This is a genomic window from Mesorhizobium amorphae, assembly GCF_014843845.1.
Lineage (GTDB): Bacteria > Pseudomonadota > Alphaproteobacteria > Rhizobiales > Rhizobiaceae > Mesorhizobium > Mesorhizobium amorphae_A.
Map to the genome: position 1 here is coordinate 231,943 of NZ_JHQS01000006.1, position 14,899 is coordinate 246,841.

At 64.1% G+C, this 14,899-nt stretch carries 14 protein-coding genes; 11 read left to right on the top strand and 3 right to left on the bottom strand.

Features of this window, described 5'->3' with window-relative positions; translation table 11 throughout:
* Window positions 1–88: 88 nt before the first annotated feature.
* The 4 genes from DH08_RS02300 to DH08_RS02315 all read left to right on the top strand — a co-directional run bounded on the left by DH08_RS02300 (window position 89) and on the right by DH08_RS02315 (window position 6,211).
* Window positions 89–280, top strand: coding sequence for a hypothetical protein (locus tag DH08_RS02300; RefSeq protein ID WP_246800653.1), 192 nt, complete (start codon window positions 89–91; stop codon window positions 278–280).
* Window positions 261–1,412: an efflux RND transporter periplasmic adaptor subunit gene (locus tag DH08_RS02305; protein ID WP_192177696.1), complete on the top strand. Its 1,152-nt coding sequence runs from the start codon at window positions 261–263 to the stop codon at window positions 1,410–1,412. The genes DH08_RS02300 and DH08_RS02305 overlap by 20 nt, the downstream gene beginning before the upstream one ends.
* Complete coding sequence (locus DH08_RS02310; protein WP_192177697.1) at window positions 1,409–4,531, top strand: efflux RND transporter permease subunit; 3,123 nt, start codon at window positions 1,409–1,411, stop codon at window positions 4,529–4,531. Before DH08_RS02305 ends, DH08_RS02310 begins: the two co-directional genes overlap by 4 nt.
* Window positions 4,532–4,735: 204 nt before the next feature.
* Entirely contained in the window at window positions 4,736–6,211 is a 1,476-nt protein-coding gene (locus DH08_RS02315) for an efflux transporter outer membrane subunit (protein ID WP_192177698.1), read from the top strand.
* A 36-nt stretch (window positions 6,212–6,247) separates the two neighbouring features.
* Here the strand turns inward: DH08_RS02315 and DH08_RS02320 are convergent, their stop codons facing one another.
* From DH08_RS02320 to DH08_RS02330, 3 genes are all read right to left on the bottom strand, one after another.
* A complete protein-coding gene (locus tag DH08_RS02320) occupies window positions 6,248–6,571 on the bottom strand; it encodes a DUF6074 family protein (protein WP_345892339.1) in 324 nt (107 codons plus the stop codon).
* 121 nt (window positions 6,572–6,692) lie between these two features.
* Complete coding sequence (locus DH08_RS02325; protein ID WP_192177699.1) at window positions 6,693–6,989, bottom strand: DUF982 domain-containing protein; 297 nt, start codon at window positions 6,987–6,989, stop codon at window positions 6,693–6,695.
* Window positions 6,990–7,475: 486 nt separating this feature from the next.
* Complete coding sequence (locus DH08_RS02330) at window positions 7,476–7,868, bottom strand: hypothetical protein (protein WP_192177700.1); 393 nt, start codon at window positions 7,866–7,868, stop codon at window positions 7,476–7,478.
* A gap of 221 nt (window positions 7,869–8,089) precedes the next feature.
* Here DH08_RS02330 and map point away from each other — a divergent pair, with 221 nt between their 5' ends.
* The 7 genes from map (at window position 8,090) to DH08_RS02365 (ending at window position 14,891) form a co-directional block, all read left to right on the top strand.
* The gene (gene map, locus DH08_RS02335) at window positions 8,090–8,917 is read left to right on the top strand and encodes a type I methionyl aminopeptidase (protein WP_192177701.1); all 828 of its coding nucleotides are present in this window, start codon (window positions 8,090–8,092) and stop codon (window positions 8,915–8,917) included.
* 74 nt (window positions 8,918–8,991) lie between these two features.
* Window positions 8,992–9,762, top strand: a complete 771-nt coding sequence (locus DH08_RS02340; protein ID WP_192177702.1) for a TIGR01458 family HAD-type hydrolase — start codon at window positions 8,992–8,994, stop codon at window positions 9,760–9,762.
* Window positions 9,763–9,886: 124 nt separating this feature from the next.
* Window positions 9,887–10,639 (top strand): RadC family protein, encoded by a 753-nt coding sequence (radC, locus tag DH08_RS02345; RefSeq protein ID WP_192177703.1) that lies wholly within the window; start codon window positions 9,887–9,889, stop codon window positions 10,637–10,639.
* A gap of 141 nt (window positions 10,640–10,780) precedes the next feature.
* A complete protein-coding gene (gene coxB / locus DH08_RS02350) occupies window positions 10,781–11,665 on the top strand; it encodes a cytochrome c oxidase subunit II (RefSeq protein ID WP_120017860.1) in 885 nt (294 codons plus the stop codon).
* 20 nt (window positions 11,666–11,685) lie between these two features.
* Window positions 11,686–13,455 (top strand): cytochrome c oxidase subunit I, encoded by a 1,770-nt coding sequence (ctaD, locus tag DH08_RS02355; protein WP_192177704.1) that lies wholly within the window; start codon window positions 11,686–11,688, stop codon window positions 13,453–13,455.
* On the top strand, window positions 13,452–14,156 hold the full coding sequence (locus tag DH08_RS02360) for a cytochrome c oxidase subunit 3 (protein WP_192177705.1): 705 nt from the start codon (window positions 13,452–13,454) through the stop codon (window positions 14,154–14,156). The genes ctaD and DH08_RS02360 overlap by 4 nt, the downstream gene beginning before the upstream one ends.
* 12 nt (window positions 14,157–14,168) lie before the next feature.
* Window positions 14,169–14,891, top strand: coding sequence for a heme-copper oxidase subunit III family protein (locus DH08_RS02365; protein WP_192177706.1), 723 nt, complete (start codon window positions 14,169–14,171; stop codon window positions 14,889–14,891).
* Window positions 14,892–14,899: the final 8 nt, after the last annotated feature.

Genomic DNA, 14,899 nt, shown 5'->3' on the forward strand with positions numbered 1-14,899 from the left:
GGCCGGCCGGTCTCCTTTGTCCCAAAATGGCGGCCGGTTTGTCCGGCCGTCATCGAGCAACGAAAGCACGACAATGTGGGAAGCCCTGATGATGCTGCGGCTGATCGTGTCGATGGGTCCGCCGTCCCTGCCGATCGGTCATGTCGCTCGCGCCATGCCGCCGGCCCTGCCGGCCGACACGCTGAAGGGCGCGGTCCGGTTGAGCTTTGCCGCCTACCGCCTGTCGCTTCCGATTTCCGCACGTTTGAGCACCGAAGATCATGACCAGAAAATTGCGTAGGAGCCATCTTCTCCTTGTAGCCGTGCTGGTCGCAGCCGGCGTCGTCGCAGTGCTCAACGCCTATGGCCGCGGCACGGCCGAACCCGCTGCGCAAACGGCCGCGCCGGTTCAGGCCGCCACGCTGACCGTATCCGTCGAGGCGGTCCGTTCCGATGCCATCAAATCTTCCGTCGGTGCCACCGGCACGGTCGCTGCCTGGCAGGAAGCAACGATCGGCGCGGAAGAGAGCGGCTTGCGCCTGACCGATGTCCTGGTTGCCGAGGGCGACCGCGTCAAGGCAGGCGATGTTGTTGCGCGCCTCGACGCCTCGCTGCTCAAGGCCCAGCTCGCCGAGCAGAAGGCCGCGGTCACGCAAGCCCAAGCGACGCTGGACTCGGCAGTCTCCGCCGCTGCCCGCGCCGACAGGCTGCTGGCCAGCAACGCTGTCAGCGCCGAGACCGCGGAAGAGAAAGCAACCGCCGTCAAGACCGGCCAGGCGCAAGTCGAACAGGCCGAGGCCGCTGCAGAGAGATTGCAGGCCGAACTCGACCGGACGACCATCCGCGCCCCCTTCGACGGCATTGTCTCCAGCAAGCCCGCTGTCGCCGGCTCGATCATTCAGGCCGGCACCGAGTTGATGAAGATCATCCGCGACGGCAGGCTGGAGGTCGGCGTCCTCGTCCCCGAAAAGGACCTGGCGGCGATCTCGATCGGCCAGTCGGTGAACGTCGCCGACGCTTCCGGCCGCAGCTTTACCGGCAGCGTTTCCTCCATTGCCGAGACGGTCAATTCGACCACGCGGCTTGCCACCGTCTATGTCGGCCTCGGCGAAGGCTCCGGCCTGAGGCCCGGCATGTTTGCCCGCGTGTCGATAGCCACCGCTGCCTCGCAGCAGCTCAGCGTCGCCGAGGCGGCCCTCGTCTGGCATGACGGCCAGCCGGCGGTTTTCGTCGTCGACGGCGCAGGCAAGGTCAGCGCGCGCTCCGTCACAACCGGCGCCCGCCAGAACGGCCGCGTCGCCATCGAGAGCGGCCTGTCGGCAGGCGACAGCGTCGTCGTCGCTGGCGCCGGCTTCCTCAGCGACGGCAATCTGGTTCGCATCGCCTCTGCCGAGGCCGACGCCTCCGCGCCCTCGACGGAGACAGCCCAATGAACGCCATTTCCTCCTGGTCGATCCGCAACCCGGTTCCGACCATCGTATTGTTCCTCTCGCTGACGATTGCCGGCCTCTACGGCTTCATGCAGCTGCGCACCAACAACATGCCCGACATCGACCTGCCGACGGTCACGGTGACGGTTGCGCAGCCGGGTGCCGCGCCAAGCGAGATGGAGGTGCAGGTCGCGCGCGTGGTCGAAAATGCCGTGGCGACGCTCGAAGGCGTCGACGACGTCTCGACCTCGATCAGCGAGGGCTCTTCCGTCACCACGGTCGAGTTCACCCTCGGCACCGATCCCGAGACCGCCACCAACGACGTCCGCAACGCCGTATCCGAAGTGCAGTCCAGTCTGCCGGCCGCAGCCCAGACGCCGGTGGTGGCCAAGGTCAACGCGACGGGCAATTCGGTGCTGACCTATGTGGTCGAGGCGCCGTCCATGTCGCCCGATGCGTTGAGCTGGTATATCGACAACGATGTCGCCAAGGCCCTGCTCGGCGTCGACGGCGTCTCCAAGATCACCCGCTCGGGCGGCGTCGACCGCGTCATCCGCGTCGAGCTCGATCCCGATCGCCTGGCGGCACTCGGCATCAGCGCCGGCGATGTCAGCCAGACGCTCGCCTCCAACAACGTCAACCAGCCTGGCGGCCGCACCGCCATCGGCGGCCAGGAACAGTCCGTGCGCACGCTGGCCAGCGCGACGAGCGTCGAGGCGCTGGCCGACACCCGCATCGCGCTTTCAGGCGCCGGGGACGTCAAGCTCTCCGATCTCGGCACCGTGGTGGACAGTTGGGAAAAGCCGCGCCAGGCGGCCTATCTCGACGGCAGGCAGGTCGTAGCCTTCAACGTCTACAGGTCGGTCGGTTCCAGCGAGATCGACGTCGTCAAGGCCGCGCGCGCCACGATCGCCGAAATGGGCGCAAAGACCACGACGGCGAAATTCACGGAAGTCACCTCCTCGTCCGGCTTCGTGCAGGAAAGCTACGATGCAGCGCTCGAGGCGCTGTGGATGGGCGCCCTGCTTGCGATCGGCGTCGTCTGGCTGTTCCTGCGCGACATCAGGGCGACCCTGGTGTCGGCGATCGCCATGCCGCTGTCGCTGATCCCGACCTTTGCGGTGATGGCGGCCTTCGACATCTCGCTCAGCAACATCACTCTGCTTGCTCTGTCGCTGGTGGTCGGCATCCTCGTCGACGACGCCATCGTCGAGATCGAGAACATCGTGCGCCATATGCGCCAGACCGGCGCCAGCGCTTACCAGGCGGCGATCGAGGCGGCCGACGAGATCGGGCTTGCCGTGGTGGCGACCACAGCGACCATCGTCGCCGTGTTCCTGCCGGTGGCCTTCATGCCCGGCATTCCCGGAAAGTTCTTCCTGAGCTTCGCCATCGCCGTCTGCGTCTCGGTGCTGTTCTCGCTGCTGGTAGCGCGCATGCTCACACCGCTGATGGGCGCCTATCTGGTGCGTGCCGGCGGCCATAGCGAGGAGGATACGCCGGCCTGGGTGCCGAGCTATCTGTGGCTGTTGCGCAAGGCGCTCGACCACCGTTGGATCACACTGTTCGCCGGCATTGCCTTCTTCGCTGGCTCGATGGCGCTGGCAACGAAGCTGCCGACCGAATTCATGGCGGCGACCGATCGCGGCCGCTCGATGATCTCCGTCGAACTGCAGCCGGGCTCGACGATCGAACAGACGACGGCCGTCGTGCAAAACATCACCAAGCGGCTCAAGCACGAGCCGGCCGTCGACAGCATCTTCGCCACCATCGGCACGGCTGCTGCCTCGGGCGGCGGGCCGAATCAGGGCTCGAGCTCGGCCGAGGTGCGCACCGCCACCGTCACCGTCAACCTCAAGCCGCGCGCAGAACGCACGGTCAGCCAGCAGGAATTCGAGGCCGAAACCTCGCCCAAGCTCAACGACATTGCGGGCGCCCGCATCCAGTTCGGCGCCGACGGTTCTTCCGGCGCCAAAGTGTCGATCACCCTGGTCGGCGACGACGGCGCCGCACTTGAGAAGGCAAGCGACGCGCTGATCGACCAGATGAAATCGGTCCCCGGCCTGATCAATCCGACCTCTACGGCCGCGACGACCAAACCGGAGCTCATCGTGCGTCCCGACAGCGCCAAGGCGGCTGAACTCGGCATCACGCCGACCGAGATCGCCGCGACGGTCAAGATCGCCACCATCGGCGACACCGACACCAGCCTGGCGAAATTCAATCTCGGCGACCGCCAGGTGTCGATCGTCGTCACTCTGCCGGACGGCGCCATCGACGATCCGGCCAAGCTCGCCATGCTGCCGCTGACCGGCAGCAAGGGCACCGTGCCGCTGGGTGCCCTGGCCGACATCGGCTTCAACGCCGGCCCGAACAGCATCACGCGGGTCGACCGCAGCCGCAGCGCGACCATCGAGGCGGACCTTTCCGGCCTCACCCTTGGCCAGGCGACCACGGCGATCGGCGCCTTGCCGGTCATGCAGAACCTGCCGGCCGGGGTGCACGAGCTGGCGCGCGGCGACGCCGCCCGCATGCAGGAATTGTTCTCGGGCTTTGCCACGGCGATCGCCGCCGGCATCCTGCTGATGTACCTGACGCTTGTCCTTTTGTTCCGCAGCTTCGTGCAGCCGGTGACCATCCTGGTCGCGCTGCCGCTGTCGATCGGCGGCGCACTCGGCTTCCTGCTCATCACCGGCAAGGCGCTTGGCGTGACGTCGCTGATCGGCCTTTTGATGCTGATGGGCATCGCTGCCAAGAACTCGATCCTGCTCGTCGAATACGCTTTGGTCGCCGAGAAGGGGCGCGGCCTCAGCCGCTTCGAGGCGCTGCTCGACGCCGCCCGCAAGCGCGCCCGGCCGATCGTCATGACCTCGATCGCCATGGGCGCCGGCATGCTGCCGATCGCGCTCGGCATCGGCGCCGACGCCGAGACACGCGCGCCGATGGCCATCGCCGTGGTCGGCGGACTGCTCTCCTCGACGGTGCTCAGCCTCGTCTATGTGCCTGTGGTCTACACCTTCATGGACGACATCCAGCGCTTCTTCGCCCGCCATCTCGGCAAGCTGCTGGTGGAGCGAACCGACGCCGACCGACAGATAGCGGACGCCAATACCGCAAGCTGACTGGACATCAATCAAGGCAGCCCGCCCAATCATGGCTTCGTTGTCGTCCGACAGCGGCCTCACGAATGCCCCGGCCGTATCGACGGATACCAGGCCGGGGCCACGACCAATCCTAGTTGAGGGTAAGATATGACGCGTAAGGACTCCAAGAGCCGGACGACCTGCCGAAGCTCGGCGCCGGCCAGTCGGTCGACCTGGAGGCAGGTGAGCGCCGTGGCGCTGGCAGCGATCACACTGGCCGGCTGCGTCGTCGGCCCGGACTATCAGAAGCCCTTTCTGTCGATGCCAGCGGCTTGGGGCAGCCAGAAGAAGACCGCACCCGTCAAACCGGCGCAATTGTCGAAATGGTGGCAGCGGCTGCGTGACCCCGATCTGGACGCGCTTGTCGAAGAAGCCGTCGCCGGCAATCTCGACGTCGCCACCGCCAGGGCCAGGATTCGCGAGGCCCGTGCCAGCTACCGCCAGAGCGCCGCGACATTGTTCCCGTCCGCCGACAGCTCCGGGTCCACCACGCGCAACAAGACGGCCGCGACCACTTCGGGCGGAACCGCCAGCGATGCGTACAGCCAGTTCCAGTCCGGCTTCGACGCCAGCTGGGAACTGGACCTGTTCGGCGCCAACCGCAGGAGTGTCGAGGCCGCCCGCTACGGGCTGGATGCCGCCCAAGAGGAACTGCGCTCGACGCTGCTGACTCTGGTCGGCGATGTCGCCTCCAACTACACCCAGGCGCGCGGCTATCAGGCGCGTGCTCGACTCGCCCGCCGCGCGGCCGCGTCGCAGAAGCAGACGGCGGAGCTCACCCGCACCATGGCCGAAGCCGGCACGGCGACGGCGGCCGATGTCGCCAAGGCGAAGGGACAGGCGAGCAGCACCGAGGCCGACGTCCCGACCCTGGAAGCGAGCTATGCCGAAGCGGTACACCGCCTTTCGGTGCTCACCGGCCGGCCGCCGACCGCGTTGACCGAGCGATTGAAGCGCAGCGCGCCGATACCAACGCCGCGCCTGCCGATCCCGACCGGCGTTCCCGCCGATATCCTGCTCTCGCGGCCGGACGTGCGCGTGGCGGAGCGGCAATATGCCGAGTACACCGCCAGGATCGGCCAGGCCGAGGCAGCACGCTATCCGAGCGTCAGCCTGACCGGCGACATCGACACCTCCGCCTTCAAGCTCGGCGATCTCGGCAAGAACTCCACCATCGGCTGGTCCTTCGGGCCAACGCTCAGCGTGCCGCTGTTCAATGCCGGCAAGTTGCAGGCCGCAGTCGACGTCGCCGAGGCCCAGCGCGACCAATATTTCATCGCCTACAAAGCCTCCGTCCTGACGGCGCTCGAAGACGTCGAAAACGCCAGCGTTTCGCTGACGCAGGAGCGCATCAGGAACGGCAAGCTAGCTTCTTCCGCGAAATCCTACGGCGACGCGGCGAGTCTCGAGCGGACGCTCTACAAATCCGGCGAGACCAGTCTCCTTGATGTGCTGGACGCCGAGCGCTCGCTCTATTCGGCCGAGGACGCTCTCCTGCAAAGCCGTGTCCTGATCGCCACCGACTATATCGCGCTCAACAAGGCGCTTGGCGGCGGCTGGGACGGCGCCATCGACAGTTCAAGGCCGGAAATCGTTGACGCCAAGACCGAACCGCGGCTGGCATCACAGCCTCCGAAGAACAAGGACATCCAGGGATAGTCAATCAGCTTCGGCCAACAGAGCAAATTGGACAATTCAGATTGGTGACGATCTCGCAGGCAGAACAGTGGCGTCACCCGTCAGCACATGCATCTCTTTTTGAACGGCAGCGAAAAATCGGCGCACCTCGTTGCTGGCGGAAGCGGGATCGCGGCCGGACCCGATCGCGAGGTCGAGGAGTTCACGCGCCGTAGCCTTCCAGAAGGATGTGGCCGTGTCGCCATGCAAATTGCCAAGCATGGCGGCAACATCGCGAACCAGGACCATCTGCCGGTCTATTGGAAAGGCTCGCACGTTTGCTGACGACATCTTCTGGACCACGACACTGACGCAACGAATCACACGCTGCTCTACGGTCACTGGCCTAGCTGCGAGGTTGGAAACAGAACCTTAACAGCGAGGTCCATCGTTCAATTTGCAAAGGGACCGCGAAGTCGAGGCAATCGCAACCGACGGACGACTGGAGCGCCAATTGCCCGGCCTAGATCCTCAGCCCCTTCGCCTCGCCGCCGCGCTTGCCGGGAACCATCATATCCTTGGCCAGCAGGCCGCTGACGCGGCAGAACGTCATGAACGCCCGGCAGGCGTCCTCGGTCTTGACCACGTCCACCGTCGCGCCGAAGCAGGCGTTGAAGGCTGCCTCATGGATCTTGCCCTGCCGACGGGCCGGCCAATTCTGCAGGAAATCGAGCGCCTGTTCGACGCTGTAGATTTCCTCGACCGGCAAGCCGGGCGCGGGCGCAATGCGCACAGGCACCTCGAATTGCAATCTGTCCATTCCATCTCTCCCGAACCGGCATCACCGCGCGGCAACGCCGGTTCGTCGTGAAAGGTTGCTTTGGCCGGCTTCTGGCGCAGGAATGTGTCGTCAGTGCGGTCGATAGCCGCAAGAAGCCCGGCCGAACCGCGGGCCCATTGGTTTGTCGGGTCGGTTTCGGCGTCATAGGCCATGCGAACAACGACCGTCAGGACATAGAATGTCGGCACCGCAAAGATCGCCGCGAAGACCAGCGCCGCCGTTCCTGTCATGCCAAGCGTTTCGGCGATCGCCCAATAGACGGTGCCGATGCAGATCAGCGCCTGCACCGAGAGAAACAAGGCGGCCGAAACGGCACGCGAAAGGGTTTTGAAGGTTTTGATACGTTGCATCTGGAGGTTCCGGAAATGACGCGCCGCGCGGCCGGTGCACGGCCAGGGCCGCCGCACGGGTCACGACGCGAAAAGGCTATGAATGGGGTCGAAAAGCGCGGTCCGCGACCGCCAGTTATACTGAAGGCGGCGCGCGCGGCTGGTTGGCTCTCTTGCGCGGCGCAGGCACGGACGCCGATACGAGCACTGCCCAGGCCGAAGAGAGTTGATCGAGCGGAAGGAACCCGGCCTCCGGCCGAAGGGTGTTCGCGTCACCGCCAACGAACTTGGCCGGCAGCGGCCGGGCGGCCCGGATTTCGGCCGCCTTCATCTTGCCGGTGACGCGCAGCAGCGCCACCGCGTCGCCCTGCCGGGCCACGCTGATAGTGGCGCCGCTCGACGCGACCTTCGTCGAAGCCGTCGCGTCCGACTGGGCCAGGTACAACAGCGACAGCAACAGCAGCGCCATCAGGCCCGAGCAGGCGGCCCTGATCGGCGACAGAAATGATGTTGCGCGCTTGGACGCCATCAGGGGCACGGGTCTCCGAATGTTGCCTCCGCCCTAACCCACAGGGCCGCAAAAGGAAAGCCGAGCAGCCAGACAGTCTGGGTCCATAAAGGCAAGAATATCGCCAGGCTACGCTTGGCGCCGGCAGTTCCTCCTTGAACCTTGCGGCTTCCGGTGCCAAATCTGGGGAGATTTTCGCGCCGGCTCATTTTTGGAGCCACCCAATCGACAGACGGACAAGAATGGTCACCTATCTCGACGCCGCCACGGCACCGCTCAGGAACACCGGCCAGATTCGCCTCTATGGCGAAGAGGGTTTCGCCGGCATGCGCAAGGCCTGCGACCTCACCGCGCGCTGCCTCGACGAACTGGTGCCGATGGTCGAGCCGGGCGTCACCACGGAGACAATCGACCGCTTCGTCTTCGAATTTGGCATGGACCACGGCGCGTTGCCGGCGACGCTCAACTATCGCGGCTACACCAAATCGTCCTGCACCTCGATCAACCACGTCGTCTGCCATGGCATCCCCGACAACAAGCCGTTGAAGGACGGCGACATCGTCAACATCGACGTCACCTATATCCTCGACGGCTGGCATGGCGATTCTTCGCGCATGTATCCGGTCGGCACCATCAAGCGCGCGGCCGAAAGGCTGCTCGAGGTCACCCATGAATGCCTGATGCGGGGCATAGCGGCGATCAGGCCGGGCGCCCGCACCGGCGCCATCGGCGCCGCCATCCAGACCTATGCCGAGGCAGAGCGCTGCTCGGTGGTGCGCGATTTCTGCGGCCACGGCGTCGGCCAGCTGTTCCACGACGCGCCGAACATTCTGCACTATGGCAGCGCCAATGAAGGCGTAGAAATGCGGCCGGGCATGATCTTCACCGTCGAGCCGATGATCAATCTCGGTCGCCCGCACGTAAAAGTGCTGTCGGACGGCTGGACGGCCGTAACACGCGACCGCTCGCTGTCGGCTCAGTACGAGCACACGATCGGCGTCACCGAGACCGGTTGCGAGATCTTCACGTTGTCGCCGAAAAAACTCGACCGCCCCGGCCTGCCGGGCTGATGAATATCGCCCAAAAGCCTGACTGACATCCGCCCGGCTTTGACGCAGGGCGAACTTCTCGCCATGCTGAGGCGATGACCCGAGGCGTGCTGCTCGATCTCGCAGGCGTCATCTATGATGGCGAGACCGCCATACCAGGCGCGGTGGAAGCCGTTGCGCGTTTGCGCCAGGCCGGCCTGGCCGTGCGCTTCGTAAGCAATACGACACGTTCATCGAAGCAGGCGGTCCTCCAACATCTGGAAGCGCTGGGACTGACCGTCACCAAAGCGGATGTTTTCACGCCGGCGCACGCGGCACGCGAATGGCTTCTTCACAATGGCCGTGCGCCATATCTGTTGGTTCATCCCGGCCTTGAGCCGGACTTTTTCGAATTGCCGGTTCGCGACAAGCGCGCCGTCATCGTCGGCGATGCCGGCGAGGCCTTCACTTATACGGTCCTGAATGATGCGTTCCGCGAGTTGAACGCGGGGGCCGAACTGCTCGCCCTCGCCACCAACCGGGCGTTTCGGGATGCCGACGGTGCGCTCAGCCTCGATGCAGGGCCGTTCGTCACGGCATTGGAATATGCCTCCCTGAAACGCGCAACCGTTCTCGGCAAGCCGTCGCCGGCATTCTTTCTGTCGGCTCTGGCAAGCATGAACTGTCCGCCGGATCAGGCGATCATGGTTGGCGACGACGCCGAGGCCGATATAGCTGGCGCCCTGCGCGCCGGAATTTCGTGCGCATTGCTGGTGCGGACGGGCAAATACCGGCAAGGCGACGAAAAACGCTTTGACCCGCACCCGACCGAAACCTTCGCCGATCTCGCGGCGGCAGCCGACTGGATCATTGCGCGCCGAGACTGACTGCGCGGACCGAGGCTCAAGCTCATCGGCGTCTGGCGGCTCTTTTGAAAACCATCGCGAGCCGGTTTCGCCTTTTAGAATCATGCTCTACTGTCTGTTCCGGTCAGGCGGATATGGGCGTTCGATGGGGAAAAGCGGCGACGACGAGCGGGGATTCTTCTCGGAGCGGTGGAGCGAACCGCCGGCAAAGGCCGCGGCGGTGGAAAAGCCGCACTATCACGGCCATCGCGACCGCCTGCGTGAACGGTTCACGGCGGCTGGGCCCGACGCCCTGCCCGACTACGAGCTTCTCGAACTCCTGCTCTTTCGCCTGATCCCACGCGTCGACACCAAGCCGATCGCCAAGGCGCTGCTTTCGCGCTTCGGCACGTTGGCCGAGGTGCTTGGCGCGCCGGTGGCGCTGCTTCAGGAGGTGAAGGGCATCGGCCCATCGGTGGCAGTCGATCTGAAGGTGATTACTGCCGCCGCGCAGCGCATGGCGCGCAGCGAAATCCGCGGCCGCGAGGTCCTGTCCAACTGGACCCAGCTTCTCGACTATTGCCGCTCGGCCATGGCCTTCGAGAACCGCGAGCAGTTCCGCATCCTCTTCCTCGACAAGAAGAACGTGCTGATCGCCGACGAGGTGCAGCAGGTCGGCACCGTCGACCACACGCCGGTCTATCCGCGCGAGGTGGTCAAGCGGGCGCTGGAACTTTCGGCCAGCGCCGTCATCCTGGTGCATAACCATCCATCCGGCGACCCGACGCCATCGCGCGCCGACATCGAGATGACCAAGCTGATCATCGACACCGCCAAACCGCTCGGCATCGCCGTCCATGACCACATCATCATCGGCAAGAAAGGCAACGCCTCGATGAAGGGCCTGCTGCTGATTTGATCCCGAGACTGGACGCGGCAAAGTCGACATTTTCGCCTCATCCACAACCGGCTCTAGAATTTCGATCGCAAATCAAGCTATGATACCCGCGGCATTTCCCCGGACGGCTTCGCGCCCCTGGAATGCCGGGAGGAACGGGACATGGCCGTAGCGCTTGTACTCGTTTTAGTCGTTGTGGGCTCAGTCTTGTTCCACTTGCTGAGCCCATGGTGGTGGACGCCGATTGCCTCGAACTGGGACTATATCGACCACACCATCATCATAACTTTCTGGATCACCGGCGTCGTCTTCGCCGCCGTCGTTCTATTCATGGCCTATTGCGTGTTCCGCTTCCGTCATCGGGAAGGCAACCGCGCAGCTTACGAGCCCGAGAACAAGCGGCTCGAATCGTGGCTGACGATCGTCACCGCGGTCGGGGTGACGGCCCTGCTGGTCCCCGGCCTGTTCGTCTGGAGCCGTTTCGTCAACGTTCCTAGCGACGCGACCGAGGTCGAAGTCGTCGGCCAGCAATGGCAGTGGAGCTTCCGCCTGCCCGGCAAGGACGGCAAGCTCGGCACATCCGACACCAGCAACGTCAGCGCTGAAAATCCGCTCGGCGTCATCGCCAGCGATCCCAATGGCCAGGACGATGTCGTGGTCGAGGCGGCCGATCTGCACCTGCCGGTCGGCAAGCCGGTCAAGATGCTGTTGCGCTCGATCGATGTGCTGCATGATTTCTACGTACCGGAATTCCGCGCCAAGATGGACATGATCCCCGGCTCGGTCACCTATTTCTGGTTCACCCCGACCAGGACTGGAACCTTCCAGGTCCTGTGCGCCGAGCTTTGCGGCCAAGGGCATCCTTTGATGAATGGCGTGGTCATGGTCGATACGCAGGAAGATTATGTCGCCTGGCTCGGCGAGCAGCAGACTTTCGCGCAATTGTCGGCGCCCCAGCAGACAGGATCGGCAGATCCGGCGCCGGCAGGAACCGTCGCGCCGGGTTCGAGGATTTCGGCAAAGCTCGAAACGGTCGAGGCCCGCTGAAAGGACACGGAGGTGTTCCTATGGTCGATATCACGCCTGCAGATGCAGTCCCGCCTGCCGAAGTCGGGGAAATGGAGCTTTACCACCCGCACAGCTGGTGGACGAAGTACGTTTTCTCGCAGGACGCCAAGGTCATCGCCATCCAGTATTCGGCGACGGCGACGGCAATCGGCATGGTGGCGCTGGTGCTGTCGTGGCTGATGCGGCTGCAGCTTGGCTTCCCCGGCACCTTCGACTTCATCACCCCGGAAGCCTATTACCAGTTCATCACCATGCACGGCATGATCATGGTGATCTACCTGCTCACGGCGCTCTTCCTGGGCGGCTTCGGCAATTACCTGATCCCGCTGATGGTCGGCGCTCGCGACATGGTTTTTCCCTATGTCAACATGCTGAGCTACTGGATTTACCTGCTCGCCGTTCTGGTTCTGGTATCGAGTTTCTTTGCGCCGGGCGGACCGACGGGCGCCGGCTGGACGCTCTACCCGCCACAAGCCATCATGACCGGCACGCCGGGCGGCCAGGACTGGGGCATCATCCTGATGCTGGTCTCGCTGATCCTGTTCATCATCGGCTTCACCATGGGCGGCCTGAACTATGTCGTGACGGTGCTGCAGGCCCGCACGCGCGGCATGACGCTGATGCGCCTGCCACTGACGGTCTGGGGCATCTTCACCGCCACCGTCATGGCGCTGCTCGCCTTCCCGGCGCTGTTCGTCGCCTGCGTGATGATGTTGTTCGACCGTGCGCTCGGCACCTCCTTCTTCATGCCGGCGATCGTCGAGATGGGCGAACAGCTGCAGCATAGCGGCGGCAGCCCGATCCTGTTCCAGCATCTGTTCTGGTTCTTCGGTCACCCCGAGGTCTACATCGTCGCACTGCCGGCCTTCGGCATAGTGTCCGACCTGATCAGTACCCATGCGCGCAAGAACATCTTCGGCTACCGGATGATGGTCTGGGCGATTGTCGGCATCGGCGCGCTGAGCTTCGTGGTCTGGGCGCACCACATGTATGTCAGCGGCATGCATCCCTATTTCGGGTTCTTCTTCGCCACCACGACATTGATCATCGCCGTGCCGACCGCCATCAAGGTCTACAATTGGGTGCTGACGCTGTGGCGCGGCGACATCCATCTCACCATACCGATGCTCTTTGCCCTGGCCTTCATCGTCACCTTCGTCAATGGCGGGTTGACCGGCCTGTTTCTCGGCAACGTCGTCGTCGACGTTCCATTGTCGGACACGATGTTTGTCGTTGCTCATTTCCATATGGTCATGGGCGTCGCCCCGATCCTCGTGATTTTCGGCGCGATCTATCACTGGTACCCGAAGGTCACTGGTCGGATGCTGAACGAGACGCTCGGCCAGTTCCATTTCTGGGTCACGTTCCTCGGCGCTTATCTGATTTTCTTCCCCATGCACTATCTTGGCCTGGTGGGCCTGCCACGGCGCTACGCCGAACTAACCGACATGACGATAATGACGGATTCGGCCCACCACCTGAACTCGTTCATCAGCATCATGGCGTTCATGGTCGGCTTTGCTCAGTTGGTGTTCCTGTTCAACCTGATCTGGAGCATCCGCCATGGCCGCGAGGCCGGCGGCAATCCCTGGCGCGCAACGACGCTGGAATGGCAGACGTCCGAAACACCGCCAGTCCATGGCAATTTCGGCAAGGAGCTGCCGATCGTCTATCGCTGGGCCTATGACTACAGTGTGCCGGGCGCCAAAGAGGATTTCATTCCGCAGAACGTGCCGGGCTCCTTCGGCACCTCCAAGGAGTCGGCATGAGCGTCATCCTGGTCTTCTTGGCTGTGGTCGTCGGCTTTGTCGGATGGTGGCTTTCCCATCAAAGGCTGATGTCGAAGCCATGGCTGGAGCAAGGCATGGCCGGGGATTTTGTCGCCCTCGACCGCTCGGCGCTGCCGACGGCCAAGATCGGCCTCGGTGTCTTCCTCGCCGTTGTCGGCTGTCTGTTTGCGCTGTTCACCAGCGCCTACTTCATGCGCATGGCGCTGTCGGACTGGCAGCCGCTGCCGCTGCCGCGCCTGCTCTGGCTCAACACCGGCGTGCTGGTGCTCAGCAGCGTCGCGCTGCAATGCGCCTCGGTCGCGGCCCGCAGAGGTCAACTGGATACGGTCAAGCTCGGCCTCGTCACCGCCGGGATCACGGCGCTCGCCTTCCTGGTCGGGCAGCTCGTGGCATGGCGGGAACTGAGCACCGACGGCTATCTGCTGAGCTCCAATCCGGCCAACAGCTTTTTCTACCTGATAACCGGCATGCATGGCCTGCATATACTGGGAGGGCTGGTCGGTCTCGCTAGAACGACTGCGGGCGCCTGGAACGGAGCCCGGCCGGAGCGGCTGCGCCTCGGCGTCGAACTGTGCGCCATGTACTGGCATTTCCTGCTTTTCGTCTGGCTCGCCATTTTCGCGCTGCTGGCCGGCTGGGCCGCCGCGTTCATCGACATTTGCCGACAATTGCTGACCTAAGGGATCAAGCGGATGGCAGAAACGACACTGACGCATATCGGCCAAACGGAGCCCCGGCCTGCGGGCTGGCAAGGCATTGCCGCCGACTGGTCCTCGGATCAGCGGGCGTTCAAGAACGTGTCCTGGGGCAAGGCCATGATGTGGATCTTCCTGCTCAGCGACACCTTCATCTTCGGCTGCTTCCTGCTCTCCTACATGACCGCGCGCATGTCGACACGCGTGCCGTGGCCCAACCCGAGCGAGGTCTTTGCGCTGCACATAGGCGGCTCGAATGTTCCGCTGATCCTGATTGCCATCATGACCTTCGTACTGATCTCGAGCAGCGGGACGATGGCCATGGCGGTCAATTTCGGCTATCGCCGCGACCGCCGCAAAACCGCAATCCTGATGCTTCTGACCGCGCTGTTGGGCGCGACCTTTGTCGGCATGCAAGCCTTCGAATGGACCAAGCTGATCACCGAAGGGGTCCGGCCCTGGGGCAATCCATGGGGCGCAGCGCAGTTCGGCTCGACCTTCTTCATGATCACCGGCTTCCACGGCACGCATGTGACGATCGGGGTGATCTTCCTGATCATCGTGGCGCGCAAGGTCTGGCGCGGCGACTATGACACCGGACGGCCTGGTTTCTTCACCAGCCGCAAGGGTCACTACGAGAGCGTCGAGATCATGGGGCTCTACTGGCACTTCGTCGATCTGGTCTGGGTGTTCATTTTCGCTTTCTTCTATCTTTGGTGAGAGGAAAA

Excerpts from the sequence above, each read along its gene's own strand:
- DH08_RS02300 (WP_246800653.1), top strand. The coding sequence starts at position 89 with ATGATGCTGCGGCTGATCGTGTCGATGGGTCCGCCGTCCCTGCCGATC.
- DH08_RS02305 (WP_192177696.1), top strand. The coding sequence starts at position 261 with ATGACCAGAAAATTGCGTAGGAGCCATCTTCTCCTTGTAGCCGTGCTG.
- DH08_RS02310 (WP_192177697.1), top strand. The coding sequence starts at position 1,409 with ATGAACGCCATTTCCTCCTGGTCGATCCGCAACCCGGTTCCGACCATC.
- DH08_RS02325 (WP_192177699.1), bottom strand. The coding sequence starts at position 6,989 with ATGGACAGATTGCAATTCGAGGTGCCTGTGCGCATTGCGCCCGCGCCC.
- DH08_RS02330 (WP_192177700.1), bottom strand. The coding sequence starts at position 7,868 with ATGGCGTCCAAGCGCGCAACATCATTTCTGTCGCCGATCAGGGCCGCC.
- map (WP_192177701.1), top strand. The coding sequence starts at position 8,090 with ATGGTCACCTATCTCGACGCCGCCACGGCACCGCTCAGGAACACCGGC.
- DH08_RS02340 (WP_192177702.1), top strand. The coding sequence starts at position 8,992 with ATGACCCGAGGCGTGCTGCTCGATCTCGCAGGCGTCATCTATGATGGC.
- radC (WP_192177703.1), top strand. The coding sequence starts at position 9,887 with ATGGGGAAAAGCGGCGACGACGAGCGGGGATTCTTCTCGGAGCGGTGG.
- coxB (WP_120017860.1), top strand. The coding sequence starts at position 10,781 with ATGGCCGTAGCGCTTGTACTCGTTTTAGTCGTTGTGGGCTCAGTCTTG.
- ctaD (WP_192177704.1), top strand. The coding sequence starts at position 11,686 with ATGGTCGATATCACGCCTGCAGATGCAGTCCCGCCTGCCGAAGTCGGG.
- DH08_RS02360 (WP_192177705.1), top strand. The coding sequence starts at position 13,452 with ATGAGCGTCATCCTGGTCTTCTTGGCTGTGGTCGTCGGCTTTGTCGGA.
- DH08_RS02365 (WP_192177706.1), top strand. The coding sequence starts at position 14,169 with ATGGCAGAAACGACACTGACGCATATCGGCCAAACGGAGCCCCGGCCT.